This window comes from Ciceribacter thiooxidans, assembly GCF_014126615.1.
GTDB lineage: Bacteria > Pseudomonadota > Alphaproteobacteria > Rhizobiales > Rhizobiaceae > Allorhizobium > Allorhizobium thiooxidans.
In genome coordinates, this window is sequence record NZ_CP059896.1 from 123,678 (window position 1) to 139,689 (window position 16,012).

A 16,012-nucleotide genomic window follows, 5' to 3' on the forward strand; every position below is an offset into this window, starting at 1 on the left:
TTTTGCGACCTCGCCTTCTCTGCTATTCAAGACGGTAGTCTGATCGAGGGGATGGAGAGGCTAGTGCGGGCAGAGACGGTACGGAAGTCAGCCGCCGCCGAACGTGTGCCCGAATTCGGACCGTGGCTTGCGCAAGCCTCCATTCTCGTCGTCGATGACGAGCCGGGGATGCGTAACTTTCTCGTCCGCACCCTCGGACCGCGCTGCAAGCGGATCGAGGAGGCGGCCGATACAGACGAAGCGTCCCGCAAGCTCGACCGCCACCACTTCGACGTCGTCATTCTCGACAATATCATGCCTGGCAGGAACGGCGTCGACTGGCTTGTGGAGCAAAGGTCGATCGGTTTTTATGCCGATGCGATCCTCATGACGGCCTACGCAGACCTGGAGACGGCGATCCAGGCACTGAGGGCAGGAGCAGTCGATTTCGTCCTGAAGCCCTTCCGTTCCAATCAGATCCTTAACGCCGTCGCCCGTTGTCTCGACCGTATGCGGTTGCAACGGGAGAATTTCGTCCTGCGCTACGAATTGCGTACCACCTCAGATCATATTCTCCTGCGCGACAAGCTGATCGGCGAATCCTCGGCGATCCGCCGTGTTCGGGAGACGATTGCGAGGGTCGCTCCCTTGCCGACGACCGTGCTGCTCAGCGGTGAATCCGGAACGGGCAAGGAGGTCGCAGCGCGGTCGATCCACGCGTTGTCGGATCGTGCGGAGAAGCCGTTCGTGCCGGTCAACTGTGCCGCGATCCCGCCGGACATGATCGAATCCGAACTTTTCGGCCATCTCAAGGGAGCCTTCACGGGAGCGGAGAGCAGCCGCGAGGGGCTGTTCATGCACGCTCAGGGCGGGACGCTGTTTCTGGATGAAATCGGTGAGATGCCGCTCGCCACCCAGAGCAAGCTGTTGCGGGTGCTTGAAGACAGGCGCGTGCGCCCGGTTGGCGCGGAGCGTGAGGTTCCGGTCGATCTCCGCTTCGTCTTCGCAACCAATGCGGACCTCGATGCGCAGGTCAGGCAGGGCAACTTCCGGGCCGATCTCTTCTACCGGATCAACGTCATGCAACTCCTTCTGCCGCCGCTACGCGAGAGGGACGGTGACGTGCTCGAGTTGGCTGGCCTCTTCATGGACAAGTTATCCCAGCAACTCGGCATGCCGCCGGTGACCATGGACTCGGAGGTCAAGGCGGCACTCCTGCGTTATCGCTGGCCCGGCAATGTTCGCGAGCTACGGAACTTGGTCGAGCGGTCGCTGATCCTCGGCGCTTTCCCCGACGACTTCCAGGGTCATCGGTCTCCTTTGCCCTCTGCCGCTTCAACGCTCGAAGACGTGGAACGGCAACACATTCTCGCCGTTCTTCAGGAGGTTGGCGGCAACAGGGATGAGGCGGCACGACGACTGGGTATCTCGCGCAAGACGATCGACCGCAAGTGCCTGGTGTGGAATGTCTGAGCGACCGGCACCCGTCACGTCCACCGCGGGCGGCTCCTCGATTCGCTTTCGCTTGCTCGCTATTGCACTGCTGCCAACGCTCGTCATCTTGCCGGTGCTGCTTGCCGTCACCATGGCCCGATGGGAAGCCAAGTTCGATGCGCTCCTGACGTCCAAGGTGAACGGCGACCTGACGATCGCGCACCAGTACCTGTCCCGGATTCTCGAAAACACCGGTGAGCACCTCAAGTCACTCACGGACTCGGCCGATTTCCGCGACGTCGTCACGCAGCGCGGGGCTGCGTCCCTGCCTGCGTTCCTCGACGAGAACCGCAAGCGGCTCGGGCTGGATTTCCTGATGGTCATCGGCAGCGACGGTCCACTTGCCGCCTCTCCCCTTGTGAGAGCCGCCTCTCCGATCCGCAGCGACTGGCCAGTCGTTCAGGCTGCGCTCTCCGGCCATGCGAGCACTGCCATCGACATCTTCAACAACGACGAGCTGGCCGCAATCTCAGCTGACCTGGCGTCCCAGGCGCAGCTGGAGCTCGTACCGACGCCGAACGCGCTGCCGACCGACCGGACCGTCGAGAATCGGGGAATGGTCGTCCATTCTGCAAGCCCCGCATTCATACCGGGACGCGGAAGCGTCGCGCTTGTCGGCGGAGTCCTGCTCAACCAGAACCTGGTTTTCATCGACACGATCAACGATCTCGTCTACCGCGAGGCGAGCCTGCCTGCCGGCAGCCGCGGAACGGCGACGCTTTTTCTCGACGACGTGCGAATCAGCACCAATGTCCGGCTCTTCGAGGACAAGCGGGCACTCGGTACGCGCGTATCCAAGTCCGTTCGCGACGCGGTGCTTGACCATGGCCGTGTCTGGCTCGACAGTGCCTTCGTCGTCAATGACTGGTACGTCTCCGCCTACGAGCCGATCAGCGACAGCTACGGCAAGAGGGTCGGCATGCTCTATGTCGGCTTCCTGGAGGCGCCGTTCGCACGCGCCAAGACAGAGACGCTGATCGGTATTGGCCTTGCCTTCCTTGCCGTGACCGCTGCCAGCGTTCCGATCTTTCTTCGCTGGGCACGAGGAATCTTCAAGCCACTCGAGCGCATGACGGCGACCATCGGCAGAGTCGAGGAGGGGGACCTCGGTGCCCGCACCGGGCTTGTGCGCGCCGACAATGAAATTGGCCGCGTCGCACACCATCTCGATACCCTCCTGGATCAGGTCCAGCAACGTGATCTCGAACTTCGGGCCTGGAACGACGAACTCAATGCCCGTGTCGCCGCACGGACGCACGAGCTCGAGATCGCCAACAGGCAACTCGAGGCGACGACGAGGCAACTGATCATGTCCGAAAAGCTTGCGGCGATCGGCGAAATCACGGCGGGGGTCGCTCACGAAATCAACAATCCCATAGCCGTCATGCAAGGCAATCTCGACGTTGTCCGCAGTGTTCTCGGTGACCATACGGCGGAGGTCGCAACCGAATTCCGGCTGATCGACGAACAGATTCACCGGATCAGCCAGATCGTAACCAAGCTGCTGCAGTTCGCGAAGCCCGAGGAATATGCCGGCTACATCGAACGGCACGTGGCGGCGGACGTCATTTCCGATTCCTTGCCGCTCGTGCAGCATCTTCTGAACAAGGGGCAATCGCCCTTTTTCGGGAGGATACGGCCGAGCGGCTCGTGTTGATGAATCGGACAGAACTGCAGCAGGTGTTGGTAAACCTGATCGTCAATGCCATCCACGCAATGCCTGACGGTGGCACCCTGACGCTGAAGAGTCGAGACGAGGACCGCGAGGGGCAGCGGGGCGTGGCGATCGAGGTGACGGACACCGGTGTCGGAATCTCACCCGACGTACTGCGCCGCGTCTTTGATCCCTTCTTTACCACCAAACGACAGCGTGGAACGGGCCTCGGCCTGTCGATCAGCCAGACACTGGTCACACGACAGGGGGGCAGCCTGACTGCCGATAGCAGTCCGGGTGCGGGAACCACTTTCACGGTCTGGCTTCCCGAAGCGGATTGAAGAATTTTTGCGCGGACAAAATGTCGCACGCAAACCGGACAAAATGTCCAAATTTCCGAGTGGGCGCGACCTAACACATTGAAAAACGTCGAGACGCCTCCTGGCACGCGGATTGCAACGTGACCTTTGCTTCCGGCGCTGTCCGACATCGGGTCACCGGAAGCGGGAGAGCGACTCGCTTGCGCGACATCGCTGGGGAGGCAGTACGTGCATCGGCTCCACGGATCGGAACTGATGTCTGTCTGCAGGCAGATGGATCCGCCGGCTTCGACCGGGGGAAGGGAGGAAAATAGAAATGTCTGTTAGCACGGAAACACTAACCGGCGGTTATGGTGCGGGTTTGCTTGACCGCGAACGTATCATCGCAAAGCCGGGCTTCAATCGCTGGCTGGTGCCGCCGGCGGCACTTGCCATTCATCTCTGCATCGGTATGGCCTATGGCTTCTCGGTGTTTTGGCTGCCACTCACAAAGTCGATCGGAATTACGGCGCCTGTCGCCTGTCCGGATATGACCCTGGCCACGGCGCTCTTCACGACCAGCTGCGACTGGCGCGTCAGCGATCTCGGCTGGATGTATACCCTGTTTTTCGTGCTTCTCGGCAGCTCGGCGGCCATATGGGGCGGCTGGCTTGAGCGCGCTGGCCCCCGCAAGGCGGGCTTCGTCGCGGCCTGCTGCTGGTGCGGTGGGATTGTCCTCGCTGCTATCGGTGTCATCTTCCACCAGCTCTGGCTGATGTGGATCGGTGCGGGCGTCATCGGAGGTATCGGCCTCGGGCTCGGTTACATCTCCCCGGTCTCTACCCTGATCAAGTGGTTCCCGGACCGTCGCGGCATGGCGACGGGCATGGCAATCATGGGCTTCGGCGGCGGTGCGATGATCGGAGCACCACTGGCCAACATGCTGATGAACACTTTCAAGAGCGATACCTCGGTCGGCGTGTGGCAAACCTTCATCGTGATCGCGGCGATCTATTTCGTCTTCATGATGGGCGGTGCTTTCGGCTATCGCATTCCGCCCGCCGGTTGGCGCCCTGAAGGTTGGCAACCGAAGGTCACCGGCAATGCGATGATTACGCACGGCCATGTCCATCTGCGCGACGCGCACAAGACGCCGCAATTCTGGCTGATCTGGGCCGTACTGACGCTCAACGTTTCCGCCGGTATCGGGGTGATCGGCATGGCCTCGCCGATGCTGCAGGAAATCTTCGCCGGTTCGCTGATCGGTGTTCCGGAACTGAAGTTTGCCGATCTCAGCAAGGAACAACTGGCTGCCGTCGCCGCGATCGCTGCCGGGTTCACCGGGCTGCTGTCGCTGTTCAACATTGGCGGACGGTTCTTCTGGGCATCACTCTCTGACAAGATCGGGCGCAAGAACACGTATTACGTCTTCTTCCTGCTCGGCATCCTGCTCTATGCCTCGGCACCATGGGCGGCCGGCATCGGCAGCAAAGTGTATTTCGTGGCGGCCTTCTGCGTCATTCTCTCCATGTATGGCGGGGGATTCTCGACCATCCCGGCGTATCTTGCCGACATCTTCGGTACGCAGTTCGTGGGTGCGATCCATGGTCGGCTTCTGACGGCATGGGCGACCGCGGGCATCATCGGACCGGTGGTGGTCAATTACATTCGCGAGGCGCAGATCGCTGCGGGGATCCCCCGTGCACAGGTCTACGACTTCACGATGTACATTCTTGCCGGCATGCTGGCCTTGGGGCTCATTGCCAACGCGCTGGTCAGGCCGCTCTCCGACAAGTGGTTCATGTCGGACGACGAAGTCGCGGCCCTGCAAGCCAAAACTCAGGCAAGCAACGCCGGCCCGACGGGCTCCTTCGGCATCGGCAAGGGTGGGCTCGACGGAAAGGCGCTGGCCGCTTGGGCCGTTATCGGTCTCCCGATCCTTTGGGGTGTCTGGATTACGCTGCAGAAGACCTTCGTGCTCTTCAGCTGAGCCTGACTAAAAGAGAGATTTTTCGTGGGGGGCGGGCTGAAAAGTCCGCCTCTCTTGCATTCGCCTCAGTTGAGCCAAAGGCGGATGAGAGCCGCTTCCGGTGTTTCCGGTCCACCATTCTCGACGCCGGTTGCCCAAAGACCTGCGCCCGCGGCGTAGGCCCCCGGTGTCAGCCCACCTGCCTCGCACTGGCTGACCGCACGGATTCGCTTGCCTGCAGCGACGGCGTCGGCGAGAACCTTCAGTGTCCTCTGATCCGACGGCGCCGTGCCTGCGCCGAAGACGCGCAGGACAGCGCCGTCGAGCGCGGCGAGGGTGGCTTCCAGCGCCCCGGCCGGCAGTCCCGGCGAGAGCGTCAGGATGGCGAGTCGGCGGGCGGAGAAGCTGCGCCGTGCCGGTATTGTTTGCGGTAACTGCTGCTGTGAGCGGAACGACAGCGCTTCGTGGCTGTGGTGCTTCACGAGGCCGTCTGCCGGCAGTAGTGAACCTGCAAAGGCCAGTTGCACGCTTTCACCAGCCGTCATGGCAGCCTCGATCGCCAGGGCAAGATTGCCTTCGGCATCGCCACCCATGCCGAGCGGTGTCATGGATCCACAAAGAATGACGCTGCGGCCTTCTCCGGCAAGCGCCTGCGAAAGCGCGGCACCGGTAAAGGCCATGGTGTCGGTGCCATGGGTCACGATGACGGGCATTCCGGGGTAGGTGCGGATGGCCGACAGGATCGCGTTCCAATCGTTTGGTCCCATGTCGGCGCTGTCGATCAGTGGATCGAAGACATGGCTATGCAGCGTGACGCCTGCCGGCAGGCGTTCTGCGACTGCGTTTTCGACGAGTCCTCTGACCGGAGCGAGGCCTTTTGGTCCGGGGGCCATGCCGATCGTGCCGCCGGTGTGGATGAGAAGCAGTTGCATGACGTTGAAACCTCAGACGATTCTGTCTTCCCTGTCGTACGTCAGGCCCTGTCCGCGATCAACTCACCTGACGAAGGACGGGGCGCGCACGCAATGAAGCCCGGCGCTACCCGATAGCGCCGGGCTCCTCAAATCAAGATATCGCGGGCTGCCGTCAGGCGGCGAGGTCGTCGGCTTCCGTGCCCTTGAACATCTTCGAGAGGTTCAAGAAGCAGATCATGCCGTTTTCGGTGGCGATGATGCCTTCGGAGAAGGACTTGTCGAAGGAGGCAGAGATTTCCGGCACCGGCTGCACCTGGGAGCTCGGGATCGTCAGAATATCAGAGACGCGATCGACGAGCATGCCGATGACCATGTTGTGGACTTCGGCGACAACGATTGCGCTGCGCTCGTTCGCGACCGTGCTCTTCATGCCGAGCTTGTAGGCGAGATCGATGATCGGGATCACCGAGCCGCGCAGATTCATGACGCCGATCACGTCTGCCGGCGCATGCGGAATGGGTGTCGACGGTGCCCAGCCGCGGATTTCGCGAATGGTCGTCGTCTTGACGCAGAATTCCTGGTCATGAAGTCGGAAAGCGATGATCTCGAGAGTGTCGCCGCCGAAGGTCGTGGAGTTTATCGTCGTTGCCATCAGTGTTCCCAGTCCTTTTGTCTTTGGCCGCACCGGCGCCGAAACGTCCTTGCCCATGCCGTGAAAGCGCGTGCCGGCGATGCGACGGACCGGGCTGCGGCAGTGACATCTCGTCTCGCTTAGAGCACCCTAGCGGAAGAGTGTTGCTCAAATCTAAATCCGGGGCCACAGGCGAGCTGGCGTGCGCTTCCTTCTTCAGGCACCTTTCGAAAGCACCGTCTCTATGTTTTCGAGTGCCCAGTCCACCTGCTCCCTCGTGATGACAAGCGGCGGCGCGAGGCGGATCGTGTTGACGTGGGTGTCCTTGGCCAGAATACCCCGATCCTTCATGGCGTAGCAGTACTTGCGTGCACCGCCCGCGTCCGGCTCCAGCTCGACCGCCATCATGAGGCCGCGGCCCCTGACATCGCGGATCATGTTGGAGCGGATCGAGCGCAGGCCGTCCATGAAATACGCACCCATCTTCTCGGCGTTTTCGATCATGCCTTCCTCTACCAGCACTTTCAGTGCCTCACGGGCGATTGCGCAGGCGAGTGGATTGCCGCCGAAGGTAGAGCCGTGTTGACCCGGCTGCAGCACGCCGAGCACTTCGGAGTTCGAAAGCACCGCGGACACGGGATAAAAGCCGCCCGAAAGCGCCTTCCCGATCAATGTGACGTCCGCCTCGATGCCCTCGTGTTCTTCGGCGAGCAGCTTGCCGGTTCGGCCGAGGCCGGTCTGGATCTCATCGAGGATCAGCGTGACATTGTGCTCGGTGCAGAGTTCGCGCACGCGCCGAAAATAGCCGGCGGGGGAATGATGACGCCGGCCTCGCCCTGGATCGGCTCTACAAGGGCGGCAACGGTGTTCGCGTTGATCGCGGCCTCGAACGCGGCTGCGTCACCGAAAGGCACGATGGTGAAGCCAGGCGTATAGGGGCCGAAGCCTTCGCGGGCGTCCGGATCGGTCGAGAAGCTGATGATGCTCAGCGTTCGGCCGTGGAAATTGTCCGAACAGACGATGATCTCGGCCTTGTTCTTCTCTACACCCTTTACCTCGTACCCCCATTTGCGGACCGCCTTGATCGCCGTCTCGACGGCTTCCGCACCGGAGTTCATCGGCAGGATCTTGTGCGAGCCGGTAAGTGCGGCGAGCTCTTCGTAGAAGAGGGCAAGCTGATCATTGCGGAACGCGCGCGAGGTCAGCGTGAGTTTTGACGCCTGTTCCGTCATGGCGGCCAGGATGCGCGGGTGGCAGTGTCCCTGGTTGACCGCAGAATACGCCGACAGGCAATCGAGATAGCGGTTTCCGTCGCTGTCCCAGACATGCACGCCCTGGCCTCGCGTCAAGACGACGTCGAGCGGCTTGTAGTTATGGGCGCCGAGACGGTGTTCGGTGGCAATCAGTTCAGCGGTCTGGGACATGGCGGCGTTCCTTGTGGCTCAGGCGGAGCGGGTGGGGCGATCGAGGACACGGCGGCCGAACAGGCTCGCCGCGAGATCAACGAGGACACGGGCGCTTTTGCCGCGATCGTCCAGGAAAGGGTTCAGTTCGACGAGGTCGAGCGAGGAGACGAGCCCGCTGTCGTGGAGCATTTCCATGATCAGGTGCGCTTCGCGGAAGGTTGCTCCGCCCGGTACCGTCGTGCCGACACCGGGAGCGACGTCCGGATCGAGGAAATCGACATCGAGGCTTACGTGTAGGAGGCCATTGCTACTCTCGACCTCGGCAAGAATCCTGCGCATGATGGCGCCGACACCCTCCTCGTCCACGGCCCGCATATCGAAGACGTTGACTCCGTGCCTGGCGATCGCGATGCGTTCCTCTTCGTCTACCGAGCGGATGCCAACCTGATAGACCCGCTTGGGATCGACGAACGGTCGTTCGGTCGGAAGAATGGGAGCGAACTCCACCTGACCGCAGAAGAAGGCCACGGGCATGCCGTGCATATTACCGGAGGGGGATGTCTCCGGCGTGTTGAAGTCGGCATGGGCATCGAGCCAGAGGACAAAAAGCGGACGGCCTGCCTGTGCGGCGTAGCGTGCCATGCCGGAAACACTGCCCATCGACAGGCTGTGGTCTCCGCCGAGCGCCACCGGCAAGCTGCCGGCGGCAGCTGCATCGAACGTGGTCTTCTCGAGGGCGCGGGTGAATGCGGCGACAGCGGGAAGATTGCGAGCCCTTGCGCTCGCGGCGAGATCGTCCGCCGGTTTTGGGCGGAGATCGCCCGCATCGTTCACGCGATACCCGAGTTCCTGCAGGACGTGCCCAATCCCGGCAATCCTGAGGGCCGCCGGTCCCATCGCACAACCGCCGCGGCCGGATCCTTCCTCGACCGGCACCCCGATCAGTGTCACTGCCTTCTGCTGCGCCTGCATTCGCTGCTCCTTGTGTTCTCCTGGGGATTATCTCTACGCACGGCGTCAGCAAAAAGATGGAAAAGTGCCTAAAAGGAAGTTAGATTTAACAAAATGAAAAGCCATTTTGACGGAATGTGACCCTTGGACGATCTCGATCACGCCATACTCGGCGCATTGCGTCACAATGCGAGGATTGCCGTGTCATCGCTCGCGGCGATGACCGGTGCCTCGCGCGCCACCGTCGCTGCACGGATCGACCGCATGGTTGCAGACGGTACCATCGCAGGGTTCACCATCAAAACCGGAAGTGAGCTGCGTGCAGCCGGTGTCCGCGCGATTGTGATGATAGAGGTCGTCGGCAAGTTTGCGGACAAGGTCGCCCATCAGTTGCGAGGGCTACCCGAGGTGCGCGCCCTTCACAGCACCAACGGCCGATGGGACTTCGTCGCGGAGCTCGAGGATCGCGACCTCGCGTCCTTCGACGAGACGCTGCGGCGCATCCGCCTCATCGAAGGCATCAACAACACGGAGAGCAATATTCTCCTGAAGACCAGCAAGGTGAGCTACTGACCCCGCCGCTTGTCGCGCACACGCGACGTCGGGGTCAGTATTCCTTTTCGTAAAAAATACCGGCACCGCCGGAACCGTCGCCGCCTGCCTCGCCCTTCAGTTTGACACCGCGGCCGACATCGAGATTGATGATAGCCCGACCCGTTCCGTTCGCCCCTTGCTCAAGCTCGATATAGGTGCGCTCGTTCAGGTATTTTCCGGCGCGGAACTGGGCCTGGCCTCGTTCATCGGTGGTGATGTCGAGGTTGTCGATGCCGATCGCGCCGCGCAGGCTGTTGAAGAGAGACGTCTGCCCGCCGGCAAGCTGTCCCACGGCATCTGCGAGCTGGGCGATCTGAAGCGCCGAAAGCCGGGTCATCGACTGACCAAAAATGAGCTGCGCCAGGATTTCGTCCTGCGGCAGGGCCGGGGAAGACGAGAAGGCGACCTGCGGATTGTTGGCGAACCCGGAGAGTGTCACCGTTATGGTCGTGCTGCCGGACGTGGTGGTGGCTTCCATGTCGAGAATGGGGATGAGCCCGCCGCCGAAGGTGATCGTTCCCTTGGTGAAGTCCAGCCGCTTCGTCAGGATGGCCAGACGCCCGCGCCGCAACGTGAAGGCGCCGCTGACCTCGGGATCGGCGGCGGTACCCTTCAGGGTGAGTGAGCCTCCGAGTTCGGCATCAATCCCACGTCCGCGCACGAACACGCGCGAGGGCGAGGAAACGGCAAGGTCGAGCCGGACGCTGGAACTGCTGCCACGCGCCTCCGTCGGTCGCAATGCGGCGGTTTGCGCGCGCACGTCCGGCGGGGCGTTTCTGTGCTTGACGTCGAGCTCGGCGAGACTTGCGGGTAGCCGTTCAGGCACCGTAATGGCCGTATCGGAGAGCGCGAGCGATCCGGAGAGGATGGGGCCGGAGAGAAGGGGGCCTTGCAAGCCGAGCGTGCCGTCGACGGTCGAGTGGAAGAGTGTTCCATCGACGTAGACGGCCTTGCCGAGTTTGATCTCTATATCGGCAGGTAATCCGGGAGACCGAATGTCGATGGTGCCCGAGCCCGACACCGTGCCGCCGCTCGCCAGACGCCCAGACAGACTAGAAATCGTCGCCCGGTTCTCGGCAAGTGCGACCGTGGCGGCAAGGTCTTCTACGGTGAGATTTCTCCGCACGTCGATCAGCCGTGCGCCACTCGTCGTCAGTCTGCCACCGATAACGGGAGCGTGGAGATTGCCGGATACGGTGAGCTCGACATTTGCTACGCCCTCCAACACGAGACCCTGTTGTGACAGCAGTCCGGACAGGGCCGCGAAGGGCAGATCGCCGACGAAGCGCATGTCGACATCCTGACCTCCGGATACGACAAGCGATCCTCCACCGGTGAGGACTGCGCCCCCGGCGCCGCTCGTGCGCGTATCGATCGTCAGCCTGTTTCCTTCAAAACGGCCCTTCGCGTTGATGTTCAGGTCGCCAACGGCAGCCGAGCGCGTCTGGGTGACAGCTGCGTTCCGCCAGTCCAGTGTGTAATCGACCGCGGGCGATGTCGCCTGCCCGGTGACAGTGACCGTTCCTGAAATACTGCCCGCTGCACCGAGATTCGGTGCCAGGCTGTTGGCGAGCGCAGCTGGGATGCTGTTCAGTGCGGCATTCAGATCAAGTGTGCTGCCGGCCTTTCCGTTCAATTCGACAGTGCCACTGCCTGCGGCGATGACGACGGATCGCAGCATTGCGTTGCCATTTACGACGTCCACCGTGGCGGGAGCCGAGAGCCGCAGTGGGAGTCCGCGCGGCGTTGCCGAAAGCCGGTCGATCTCAATGGTCAGGCCGTCCGGAGTTTGCGCGACGTTCCCGTCGAAAATTACGGGTGCGTTGTCGTAACGAGCTTCAAGTTTGACTGCAGTGGATGAACCTTGACGGGTAAAGGAGAGAAGAGGAGCTTCCAGCGTCTGACCGGCGGCCTTGAGTGACCGTGCGCGAACCGAACCATTGGCGGCAAACGTCTGAATGTCCGCGATGGCGACGTTTACCACGGGCTCCGTCACAACTACCGCACCGCGACTTGCAGCGGAGCCGCTCGCAGAAACGTCAAGGCTGGTTCGGGCGCCATCGGTTCGAACCACCACATTCCCCCGGAGGTCGCCGCTGGCCTCCTGACCGGCGAGTGCGGCGAGCAGACCGAGGTCCGGAAAGTCGAAGGTCAGTTCGCCGCTCGGTGCGAATTGTGGTGAGAAAGACATCGAGCCAGACGCGCGATTTGGACCCACGACGACCGAGAGCGCCGGGATATTCGCTCCACCATTCGCCGGGACAAGATCGGCGCTGCCGCTGATGGTCTGCCCGTCCAACTGGCCGGAAATCCTCAGCTGTCCCGTGGGAGCTGCAGGATTTGCGGTTCCCTCCAGTTCAATCGCCAGGTTCTCGAGGGTCCTTCCGGCTGCCTTCGCCTCGACTGCACTCAGATCCACTCTTGCTCTGGCGTCGTCGAGAGGGCCGGAGACGGAAACGGTGAAGTCGGCCGCGCCTTCGGTATTCGGAAGGAAGTGCCCGATATCGGCGAGCTTGCCCTGTAGCTCTGCCGTCAGCTGATTGTCGGCCGACAGCGCACCGCTGCCGGACATCTCCAGCACGTCGGAGGTAATCGTCACGTTGTCGAGGCTGACGGTGCGTTGTGGCGCAAACTGAAGATCGCCGGCAAGCCCGATCGTTCCGCTGAACTTTGACGCGACGCCCGCAGGCAGGACATCCGGCAACAGGAACAGTGCGACATGGGACGACAAGACGCCTGTGTCGAGCGAATAGCTCCCGTCGAGCTTGCCACCTATTGAGGCGCTTTCAATGGTCGAACCGCTGAATCCGATATTTCCCGCCGTGATCGTGAGCGGTGCGTGAACGGTAAGCGGCGGGCGAATGATACGATCAAGAGATGCGATCGAAAATGATCCTGCCGTGACTGATAACGTCGTGTCAATCTGGCCTTCACGCTTCGTCAGGTCGAAGGCCGAGCTCTTGGCCGAGAGTGCCACATTGTTCAGGCGTCCCTCCGTCGTGGTGAGGGACTGCATCTGAGCTTTGATGTCGAGTGCGGCGGCCGATGCTGGCCCGTTGACGGACAATGTCGCACTTTCCACCTCTGTTTCGATCGTGCGCTTGTCGTCGGTCCAGCGAAGGACGACCGGTCCGGAGATCCCGGAGAGACTTGCCTGCAGATCGTTCTGACCCGCCGGATCGAAGGTTCCCGACGCAGCGAGTGCGAGCCGGGCGGAGGTAACGGTCCCGCTTTCGATCTCGATCGCGCCGGAGGGCGCTATCGCCGCGGCGATGTCGATCTGCGTTTGGCCTGCAAACAGTTCGCGCAGGGCAGGCGGAAGAATTCGATCGAATTGGCCATCGCCCTTGACCGTCACGTGTCGCCAGTTCTCGGCTCCCAGGCGGTGCGTGGCTACGACCGAGACCGTCTGCCGACCATCGACGTCAGCGGCAATATTGCCGCGCCAGTCGGACAGCGGTCCGTCGCCGTCTACGGCGATCTTGAGAGCGGGCTCTCCCGGCAGGCGCAGCAAGCCGGCCACAAGCCCGCCGGCCGGCTCCGCAACGGTCGCCTTCAGGCGCAAGTGATCGTCCGCCGGAGCATAGAGCAGATCCGCGACGAGCTGAGAATCGGGCATGTTCTGGCGCCGCGCCTCAACCGTCGCTGCGATCCGGTCGACATCGGCCAGGCCGGATCCGGCGAGGGAGAAGCTCATCGGCGTTCCCACCAGTGCGCTTCCAAGTGAGACGTCACCTACTTCAACCGAGGCGATGTCGATCGCCACCGGCAGCCGGAAGGAGCCGTTCGCGGGTGCGGGAGGTTGCGTCGAGACCGGGCGCCGGTCGATCTCGATCATCGCCGCCGCGATGCGATCGGCGCGGAAACGTCCGGCAAGCAGCGCCGACGGGCTCCAGTCCACGGCAAGATCACGGACCGTTGCATAGGTTCCCTTTGTATCGGAAATCGTCACCGTGCCGATGCGTAGTTTTCCCGACAGAAGGGGACCCGGATTAGATATCGCGATCCGGCGATCGGGCGTCGAGGCGAGCTCCGCGATCCAACCCGACAACAGCCTTCCGCCGAAAGAGGTGAACCCGCCGAGCACGATTGCGATGACCAACAGTGCTAGCGTCGTTCCTGCGACGTAGGCCGCGAGGCGAAGGATCCATTTCGTCAGACGGGTCAAAAATTGCATCGCGGTTCTTCGTCTTCCCTTTCGGTGTGGCGGCGGGCGGTGTCAGAAGCTCTGTCCGATTCCGGCATAGATGCCGTAACGGCTACCGCCGTCGTAGCGATCCAGCGGCATGGCCACGTCGAGCCGGATCGGTCCGAAGGGCGTGTTATAACGCAGGCCGATGCCTGCCCCGAGGCGGATATCGGAGAAATCGGGATAGATCTCCGACGATACCGTTCCGAAATCGAGGAACGGCACGACACCGATCGCATCGGTCACGTTGAGGCGCGCCTCAACGGAACCTGTGACGTAGGATCGTCCGCCGGTCGCATCGCCGCTGCCGTTGTAGGGCGAGATTTCCTGGTAGGCGTAGCCGCGGACCGAGCCGCCACCTCCGGCATAGAAGCGGCGCGTCGCAGGCATGCTGGCGAGGCCGTCGCCGCCGATCAGTGTTCCGGCGGCCAGCTTGCCGGCCAGGACCAGACGGTCGTCTTCACCGAAGCCGCGGTAGCCGGAAATCGAGCCCTCAAAGGACGAAAAGACCGTCCCCTCGAGAATCTCGTAGCTCGGTGTCGCAGAGAGCGTGGCGCGGTATCCCTCTGTCGGATTGAGCGTGTTGTCGCGGGTATCGCGAACATAATCGATCGGCAGGGCAAACGTGACGTAGCGATTGTTGCCGAACGCGTCATCAATGTCGTCGAAGCTCAGCGTTGTGGCGGCTGAGAGGGTGTCCTTGTCGCTGAGTTCGTAGGAGTAGCCGAGACGCGCGACGAGGGAAGCTGCGTCGTAGGATTCCGTCGTGATCGTCGAACCCTTGATACTGGCATCCAGGGTCCCGGAAGGAACGAAGGCGCCGGGCTTCACGAAGGAGATGCCGGCTGTGTAGTCGAGATTCTCGATGCCGTTCCAGTTGCCGAGACCGCCGACCGAACCCTCGATTCTCAGGGATTCCGCCTGCCCGAACAGGTTGCGATGCCCCCAATATCCCTCAAGCCCGGCACCATCGATCGTGGAGATCGACGCGCCGAAGCCGAAATAGCGGTGTTTGCCTTCGGAAACGGTAATGCCGATCGGCAGCGCTCCATCCGGAGCAAGCGTTTCCGATTCCTTGATCGTCACGCTCGAAAAGACGCCGAGTTTGCGCAGCCGTTCCGAGGCCTTCCGGATGTCGTCAGGCGTATAGGGCTTTCCTTCGTTGAGTCGCGAATACCGGCGAATGAAATCGGGGTCTACCGCCTTCTCCCCTGAAATGGTGACGGGACCGATCGGGGCGACAGGGCCGCTTTCCGCACCAAGGACCACATCGACCGTCTGCGACTTGTGATCCGCGACGACCTGCTGTTCCGTCAGATGCGCAAGGGGGCGCCCCTCCGTCTTGAGGTCATCGACGATCTGACGGGCCGCCTTGATGATCACGAGCGATCCGGCATCCCCGCCGGGTAGAAGATCGTAGCGGCTCGGGTCAAGGCGGGCTGCATCGCCTTCGAGGCGAATGTCGCCCAGTGTGAAAACCGGACCAGGCTCGACGCGGAGAGTGACCGGCACCGGACCTGTTCGGTCGAACTTCGGGTTGGGAGGCAGATCATCGATGTTGCGGCCGTCGATCGTGACGGTAACCACGCCTCCATAATGGGCCCGCTCATAAAGTGCCGCAATCAGCCTGTCGCGATCGTCGCGTGCCTTGATGACCAGCCCGAGGTCGCCGGAGACCGGGTTCTCAGCCTGATTGACGAGAAGCGAACTTCGTTCGATGGCCCGGGCGAGCTCGCGGTCGGAGCCATCGGTATCCAGACTAACGCTGTAGTTGAGGGGATCGACGACGTCTACATCAGCCTTGTCGTCCCCGAACAGCGTGATGCCGAATATCTTGAAGGCGTATGCGTCACCGGCAGAGCCGAGGCAAAACAAAGCCGTCGCTGCGACCGTCAAGGCGCTCCCGGCCCCCGAAACGCAGAACTCAATTTC

The 16,012-nt window shown here is 62.2% G+C and carries 8 protein-coding genes and 2 pseudogenes; 4 read left to right on the forward strand and 6 right to left on the reverse strand.

Going from position 1 to position 16,012, the window contains the following annotated elements; all coding sequences use genetic code 11:
* The first annotated feature begins 63 nt into the window (after positions 1 to 63).
* From H4I97_RS00525 to H4I97_RS00535, 3 genes and pseudogenes are all read left to right on the forward strand, one after another.
* Complete coding sequence (locus H4I97_RS00525; RefSeq protein ID WP_244658684.1) at positions 64 to 1,452, forward strand: sigma-54-dependent transcriptional regulator; 1,389 nt, start codon at positions 64 to 66, stop codon at positions 1,450 to 1,452.
* Positions 1,445 to 3,468: pseudogene (locus tag H4I97_RS00530) on the forward strand (sensor histidine kinase). The gene H4I97_RS00525 and the pseudogene H4I97_RS00530 overlap by 8 nt, the downstream one beginning before the upstream one ends.
* A gap of 295 nt (positions 3,469 to 3,763) precedes the next feature.
* Positions 3,764 to 5,416, forward strand: coding sequence for an OFA family MFS transporter (locus H4I97_RS00535; protein ID WP_182306044.1), 1,653 nt, complete (start codon positions 3,764 to 3,766; stop codon positions 5,414 to 5,416).
* A 65-nt stretch (positions 5,417 to 5,481) separates the two neighbouring features.
* Here the strand turns inward: H4I97_RS00535 and H4I97_RS00540 are convergent, their stop codons facing one another.
* The 4 genes and pseudogenes from H4I97_RS00540 to rocF form a co-directional block, all read right to left on the reverse strand.
* Complete coding sequence (locus tag H4I97_RS00540) at positions 5,482 to 6,327, reverse strand: asparaginase domain-containing protein (RefSeq protein WP_182306045.1); 846 nt, start codon at positions 6,325 to 6,327, stop codon at positions 5,482 to 5,484.
* Positions 6,328 to 6,481: 154 nt separating this feature from the next.
* Complete coding sequence (locus tag H4I97_RS00545; protein WP_112686511.1) at positions 6,482 to 6,961, reverse strand: chemotaxis protein CheW; 480 nt, start codon at positions 6,959 to 6,961, stop codon at positions 6,482 to 6,484.
* 195 nt (positions 6,962 to 7,156) lie between these two features.
* Positions 7,157 to 8,364: pseudogene (gene rocD / locus H4I97_RS00550) on the reverse strand (ornithine--oxo-acid transaminase).
* 18 nt (positions 8,365 to 8,382) lie between these two features.
* On the reverse strand, positions 8,383 to 9,318 hold the full coding sequence (rocF, locus tag H4I97_RS00555; RefSeq protein ID WP_182306046.1) for an arginase: 936 nt from the start codon (positions 9,316 to 9,318) through the stop codon (positions 8,383 to 8,385).
* A gap of 123 nt (positions 9,319 to 9,441) precedes the next feature.
* On the opposite strand from rocF, the gene H4I97_RS00560 reads away from it, so the two are divergent.
* On the forward strand, positions 9,442 to 9,870 hold the full coding sequence (locus H4I97_RS00560; protein ID WP_182306047.1) for an Lrp/AsnC family transcriptional regulator: 429 nt from the start codon (positions 9,442 to 9,444) through the stop codon (positions 9,868 to 9,870).
* A gap of 34 nt (positions 9,871 to 9,904) precedes the next feature.
* Here the strand turns inward: H4I97_RS00560 and H4I97_RS00565 are convergent, their stop codons facing one another.
* Both H4I97_RS00565 and H4I97_RS00570 read right to left on the reverse strand, forming a co-directional pair.
* Complete coding sequence (locus tag H4I97_RS00565; RefSeq protein WP_182306048.1) at positions 9,905 to 14,068, reverse strand: translocation/assembly module TamB domain-containing protein; 4,164 nt, start codon at positions 14,066 to 14,068, stop codon at positions 9,905 to 9,907.
* 42 nt (positions 14,069 to 14,110) lie between these two features.
* Complete coding sequence (locus tag H4I97_RS00570; protein ID WP_182306049.1) at positions 14,111 to 15,976, reverse strand: autotransporter assembly complex protein TamA; 1,866 nt, start codon at positions 15,974 to 15,976, stop codon at positions 14,111 to 14,113.
* Positions 15,977 to 16,012: the final 36 nt, after the last annotated feature.